General features: G+C 63.5%; 7 protein-coding genes and 1 pseudogene. All 8 read right to left on the bottom strand.

Features of this window, described 5'->3' with window-relative positions:
* Positions 1-57: 57 nt before the first annotated feature.
* A complete protein-coding gene (locus K206_RS0135570) occupies positions 58-573 on the bottom strand; it encodes an XF1762 family protein (RefSeq protein WP_020207009.1) in 516 nt (171 codons plus the stop codon).
* Complete coding sequence (locus K206_RS0135565; RefSeq protein ID WP_011489292.1) at positions 573-1,415, bottom strand: phosphoadenosine phosphosulfate reductase family protein; 843 nt, start codon at positions 1,413-1,415, stop codon at positions 573-575. Before K206_RS0135565 ends, K206_RS0135570 begins: the two co-directional genes overlap by 1 nt.
* Positions 1,416-1,560: 145 nt before the next feature.
* Positions 1,561-1,914, bottom strand: coding sequence for a DUF3085 domain-containing protein (locus K206_RS0135560; protein ID WP_003290193.1), 354 nt, complete (start codon positions 1,912-1,914; stop codon positions 1,561-1,563).
* A gap of 143 nt (positions 1,915-2,057) precedes the next feature.
* Positions 2,058-2,870: a hypothetical protein gene (locus K206_RS0135555; protein WP_003290192.1), complete on the bottom strand. Its 813-nt coding sequence runs from the start codon at positions 2,868-2,870 to the stop codon at positions 2,058-2,060.
* 286 nt (positions 2,871-3,156) lie between these two features.
* Complete coding sequence (locus tag K206_RS0135550) at positions 3,157-3,435, bottom strand: hypothetical protein (protein ID WP_003290191.1); 279 nt, start codon at positions 3,433-3,435, stop codon at positions 3,157-3,159.
* 97 nt (positions 3,436-3,532) lie between these two features.
* Positions 3,533-4,270, bottom strand: a complete 738-nt coding sequence (locus tag K206_RS0135545; RefSeq protein WP_011489289.1) for a hypothetical protein — start codon at positions 4,268-4,270, stop codon at positions 3,533-3,535.
* A gap of 79 nt (positions 4,271-4,349) precedes the next feature.
* The gene (locus tag K206_RS0135540; protein WP_011489288.1) at positions 4,350-5,036 is read right to left on the bottom strand and encodes a hypothetical protein; all 687 of its coding nucleotides are present in this window, start codon (positions 5,034-5,036) and stop codon (positions 4,350-4,352) included.
* Between the two features lie 172 nt (positions 5,037-5,208).
* A pseudogene (locus tag K206_RS0135535) lies at positions 5,209-5,438 on the bottom strand (hypothetical protein); the annotation flags it as partial.

Genomic DNA, 5,438 nt, shown 5'->3' with positions numbered 1-5,438 from the left:
TGACAACGTCAGCAGGCATGGGGGCAGCATGGCCGGGCTCCGCGCGCGCGACAGCAATCAATCGGCACCCAGACGTTTCCCTTTGTCCACGCCGCCCGATGCCTGCCACAGGCACTTGGGGCCGCGCAGGTGGTCGGGGGTGTCGGCGCGGGGACGGCTGGGACGGCTCCAAGCGCCGCCGCCGCGCGTGCCGACCAGCCGCCAGCCGGCGGCGCGCAGGCTGGCACCACCTTCCTCGGGCAAGGTATAGGTGATCAGCCGCGTGTAGCCGAGGGCCTTGGCCGCCTTCCAAGCGGCGCCATAGAGCTTGCTGCAGGCGTTCGGCGCACCGTCGGTACATAGCCTCGTTACTTCGAGGGTCCAGCCGTCGTCCAAGTGCCGCGCGACCGGGCGACCGACGATGGCCACACCGCAGATGCAATCGCTGCCGCGCGGGGCAACGGCCAGGGCGAACTTCGCCCCTTGGACCGGGCGGTGGTGGCGGTGGTGGTCCTGTACAAAGCCATTAGCGACCCGTAGCGACACGGGCAGGAGTTGCAGCCGTGGCGCGATCAATGGCCTGTCCATGCGCATCAGTCGCCGCAGAAGCAGGCAATGGCTTCCTCGGCGCCATCGAACAGATCGCCCTGGTCGGCAGCGAAGCGCGCCAGATCGGCATAGCTGGGGCCATCGGCGCGGAACCGGGCGCCGCTGGGCTTGCTCGCGAGGTTCAGGGATTCCATGCGAATCCACCACACGGCGGCCTCGGGCCGGGCCTTGATAAGGGCCAGGCGCTGCCCACGCGGCTTGAGGAAACACAGGTCGCAGTTGCCTTCGAGCGTGCGTCCGTTCACCGTCAGCAGGTCGAGGTCGAACGGCTGCGCCTGCCAGAACGCGCTCACGTCGCGCACGGTGACGCCGGCATCCGCCAGCGGCATGCACATGGTCTCGTGGGTCGATTCGGTGGAGTGGCCGCGCGCACGAATCTTGGAGACGCGTCGCTGCTCGTCGGCGCGGATGCCGATCATCTGGTCCCAGTCCGTCCATCCCTGATGCCGCAGGAAGCGGTGCATCGGGCGAATCTTCAGGCTGGTCGTGCAGCCCCGCGCAACGGGATTGGGCAGGTACTGGCGTTTGCGGATCAGCGCCTCGAACGGCTCACCCTGGCGGCTGGCCCGATCGAAGTCGATCAGAGCGAAGCCCGGTTCCATGGGCACGTATTCGAGCCAGCGGATCGGCACCTGCCAGTGCTCGGCGCAATCGCGCACAAAGCGCAAGGTCGCTTCGACTTCCTTGCCCGTGTTGGCGAAGCAGACCTCGGTATCGGCAGGCAGGCCGCCATTGGTCTGCAGCACGCGCCAGAGCATGTAGGCGCTCGTGCGCCCGCCGCTGAAGCTGATGCAGGTGGGCTGGGTGATCTTGAACGGGTCGTGCATGCGTCGTCTCCAGTGGCATGCCGGCGGGCTGGCCGGCGAGGCAGGCCTTGGCGGCCGGAGACGAGCGCGCACGCGGGGACATAGCCGCTGTGCGGAGGAAAAAAGCCCCCGGGGAACCGGGGGCTGAGCAGGACGTGCTGCTGCTTTAAACGGGAGGCACGACCTCCAACGACAAGTGGGTGGCGGTGGCCGACAGCATCAGATCGTCCGCTGTGTGCAAGATGCGGGTGAATACGCCGTCCTTCGGGTCGAAGTACTCGGCGAAGTCGTCGCCGCCCAGCTCGCGTTGGGCGAGGAACCACCAGTCATCGAACGGATCGGTATCCGGGTCGCAGCCGACTGCATAGGCCAGCAACTTCTGGCGTCCGTCCGGGCGGCGTTCCCCGCGCTCGGCGAGGATGTACACGCCTTGGTCCTTGACGAGGACGGCTCGGCACTGGTTGGCGATCGCTTCGGTCAACACAGGGCGCAGGTCGGCGCCCTTGAATCGCAGTGACATGGTTGAAATCTCCTGTACGGATTAGAGAAAAGGCTCTCCACCGAATGGATGGAGAGCCTGTGCGGCACTTGGCCGGATGGACTGAACCGCCGTGGCGGGAACCTCGGGTCAGTCGTGGAGTTGCCTGGCTTCGTTTCGAGGCGTCATGCCGGCACCGCTTGGCGCTGCCGGGGAGCCTTGGTGTCGATCACGCTCACGTCGATCAGGCGCCAGCGACCATCGTCGATGAGCCGCTCCAACACTGCGCCAAGCATGTCGAAATACACCTCGTCGTACCGATCGACCAATTCGCCATCGCGGTGAAGTTCCACCACGTAGGCGTCGCCGCCGCGGTCGTACAGCACCGTGACGCGACCCTTGAACTTCGCGGTCGAGGTCGTGAAGCTGATCGCCGGAGGCGTCTCGATGATCTTGGATGGCTTGGGATCGACCCAGGTGAAATCCCGTGCACCTGCATCGACCAGCATGTGGGTGATCCGCCGGAAGCCATCGGGCGCCGGCATTTCCTCCAGTTGTTCGATGAGCTGGCCCAGTTCCATGCACTGCGGCTTGGGGATGGGCAGCTTGGCGGGCGCGGAGCCAAGGATGTGCGTCTTGACGGTGTAGGGAATGCCGTCGGACGTCATCTCCGTGCGCTCTTCCGGGGTGTCCGCGCGCAGGCCGTCGAAACGGCGCCGTGCGTAGGGTTGGACACGCACCTTGGCGCCTTCGCTGGGAACAGAGGTGACAAGGTTGGGATCGAGCACGGCGAACTCGGATGGCTTGAGCTTGACGACGATGGCATCGTCAGTCGCCGCGACCACCTTGCCGTCGAAGGGCTGGGGATCGATGGCGAAGCCCAGCGTCGAGGACTGCGGCTGATCATCGAACACGCGGTACTTGAACGACCGCACGTTGCGGGGCACATGGCCTGCGACAAGCGAAGGCATCATGGATTTGATGAGGGAACGGTCCATGGGAATCTCCTTGAGGAAGGACAAGGGATTCCCGCCCGCAAGGGAGAGATCCCTTGTGGGTGGCGTGGATGGACGCGGAACGTCCGATAAGAAAAAAGACCAGCACGGTTTCCCGCACTTGCAGCCTTGAAGGTCTCGGCTGTCTGGGCATGTGTCGGCAACGCCGACGAACATGGGGCAAGGATGGCCTCGGAATGGGCGGCTCACCCGCATGAAACGGCACCGCGCCGCACCCGGTTTCCTGCGCTGCGGGCAAGAAAAAGCCCCTCGAAAGGGGCTGGATGGATCAGGCTTCGTACACGAAATAGTGTTCGCGCTGACGTGGAAAGAACACGTGCTTCCACGTGTCGCCGCTGGTGTTGCCACCGTCGAAGACGACCATTTCGTAGTCGTCAATGTCGCTGTCCACCAGGTCGGCGCTGGCGATATGGCGCATGTGTAGCATGCCTCTCGTGCGCTCGAATACCAGGATCTGGCCGATGGCGTCGTCCTGGCTCATGGCGTTGACGCAGGCTCCGAGCTGGTGCTCGAAGTCGGGTGCATGCGAGATGAGGTCGGGGAACATGAGGTTGCTCCTATGAAAATGGATCAGCCCAGCTCCGGGTGGGAGACGGGCTGACATGGGGGAGAACAAAGAGGAAGAATGGTGCGTGGCGCGACTGCTAGGACTCGGCCAGCGGCAAGCCCAGTAGCGCGGGCGCATCAGCGTCGAGGATGAGAATGCGCACATCGGCCTGGCCAGCCAGTTCAAGGATGTTCGCCAGGTCGTCCGGCATGCCCTTGTTCCGGTGCTCTTGTCGAAGCTGCTCCGCGCCGATGCCCTCGGCATGCTCCAGGTTCTGGTCCGTCCAGGGCGTGGAAATCAGCTTGACGCCGATCGCCGGGCTGTACGGAACCCGGAAGGCGATGAACAGAAAGGCCTCCGGCGTGGCGAGGTCTGCCAGGTTGGCGAGGTACTGGCCGGTTTTCCGGCTGATGTGCGCGCTGCTGATTTCCCAGCATCGGCTGTAATAGCCGGTCTCGAAACTCAACCGCTGCACCACGTCTCGCGCGGCTTCGGCCGAATAAGTGTCACCGACGTGGATCGGGCGGCCGTCGAAGTCGTCGCCATGAATGGCATAGACCACGGCACCAACTACGCCTTCGCCGCTGACGCCTTCAACAGCATTGCATTCGGCCATCAGTTCGGCGCTGACAGGTTCAGTGCCATTCCTGACCACCGCGAACTCGCTGGTGACGATGCAGGGGGAAGAAACCAGTTCCTCATCGGAGAGGTGCTGTTGGCTCACGTGGATGGCTCGCCACACATGCGGGCTTCCGTCCTCGTAGCTGATGGACAGCGTGCGGACGATTTTCAGATTCCAGTAGCCGCGGACAAAGGGATTGGGATTTTGGGACATGGGATTTCTCCAGATTGAATAATGGAGCCAATCCCCGCCACCGGGAATTGGACCCGGTGGGTTGAAAAGAGAAAATGCGTCAGTCGGCACTGATCGTTGGCGTCTGGGCCAGCCGTTCGGCGATGCGATGGCGCACATTCAGGCGGAAATGCTCGTCGTTGATGCCCGCGAGCAGATTGGCGGCCTCCAGTGCGATCAACGCCGAGGCCTCTTCGATGTCGCTGGCCTTAATGGCTTTGCGCAGTTGGTCGCCGAGTTGGAGTGCCTGCGAGGACGTTCTGAAGACCTGGACCTCGCGGCTCAGGTAGCAGCCGCTGCCGCCGAACTCGAACAGCCTTGGCTTGCTGCAATACCAGCAGCCCTCGAACTGGATGGCGGTCAGGTCATGGCCGTCGTCGAAGCAGGTTGCGATCAGAAGTAAGGCCTCCAGATCGGCGCTGTCCTCGAACTGGTGTTGTTCGATCAGGTTCTGCAGTTCCTGATCCTGGTCGGCTCCGAAGTGCACGGCCAGCAGTTCGAGCAGTGGAGGAATCGACAAGCCTTCGTCGTCGGGCATGGGTATGCCGAGTTGCGCTGCGAGGTCTTCCAGGCCGCCCAGCACATTCGACCATTGCGGATAATTGGTCTCGGCGATCCTGGCGATGTAGGCATGCCCGTTGCCGGGATAGCTTTCATCCAATGCGAAGACGCCGAACAGCGCCTTGATGACGGGGGTAACACGATCAAGCATGAGAACGCCCGTGCCCTCGTAGTAGTTGTTTGCCATGGTGGCTCCTTTCGAGAAGTGAGCGGAGCCAGCCCATGCGGACGGTGGCATCCGCAAGTAATAGCCCGAGGCCGTTGGCGCTGGGCGATGGCGAAGAAATTGAGGAACATGGCTTTGTGGGCGCATGTCCCTCTCGGGGGGAACGAAAAGCAGTGGTGCGCCGGGGACCGGCTCACCAGCCGTTGTAGTTCACCAGCAGGTCGGCGATGACCTTGCGGCGTTGCAGATCGAGACCGTCGAAGTCCGACAGTCCGTTGAAGTGGCAGCGCTTGAGCATGGCACCGCCCTCGCGCGCGTTGTAGAAGCTGACCATGGCGGACAGGAACATGCGTTCGCCGCTGCTCAGGACGCCGAGGGCATCGTTGAGCTGCAGCATGTTGGGACGCAGATCCCACTTGCTCT

Origin of the sequence: Cupriavidus sp. WS, assembly GCF_000395345.1 — a bacterium.
GTDB classification, from domain to species: Bacteria; Pseudomonadota; Gammaproteobacteria; order Burkholderiales; family Burkholderiaceae; genus Cupriavidus; species Cupriavidus basilensis_B.
This window is presented reverse-complemented; position numbering and strand designations above follow the sequence as displayed.

Coding starts and splice junctions, on each gene's coding strand:
- K206_RS0135570 (WP_020207009.1), bottom strand. CDS start 573: ATGCGCATGGACAGGCCATTGATCGCGCCACGGCTGCAACTCCTGCCC.
- K206_RS0135565 (WP_011489292.1), bottom strand. CDS start 1,415: ATGCACGACCCGTTCAAGATCACCCAGCCCACCTGCATCAGCTTCAGC.
- K206_RS0135560 (WP_003290193.1), bottom strand. CDS start 1,914: ATGTCACTGCGATTCAAGGGCGCCGACCTGCGCCCTGTGTTGACCGAA.
- K206_RS0135555 (WP_003290192.1), bottom strand. CDS start 2,870: ATGGACCGTTCCCTCATCAAATCCATGATGCCTTCGCTTGTCGCAGGC.
- K206_RS0135550 (WP_003290191.1), bottom strand. CDS start 3,435: ATGTTCCCCGACCTCATCTCGCATGCACCCGACTTCGAGCACCAGCTC.
- K206_RS0135545 (WP_011489289.1), bottom strand. CDS start 4,270: ATGTCCCAAAATCCCAATCCCTTTGTCCGCGGCTACTGGAATCTGAAA.
- K206_RS0135540 (WP_011489288.1), bottom strand. CDS start 5,036: ATGGCAAACAACTACTACGAGGGCACGGGCGTTCTCATGCTTGATCGT.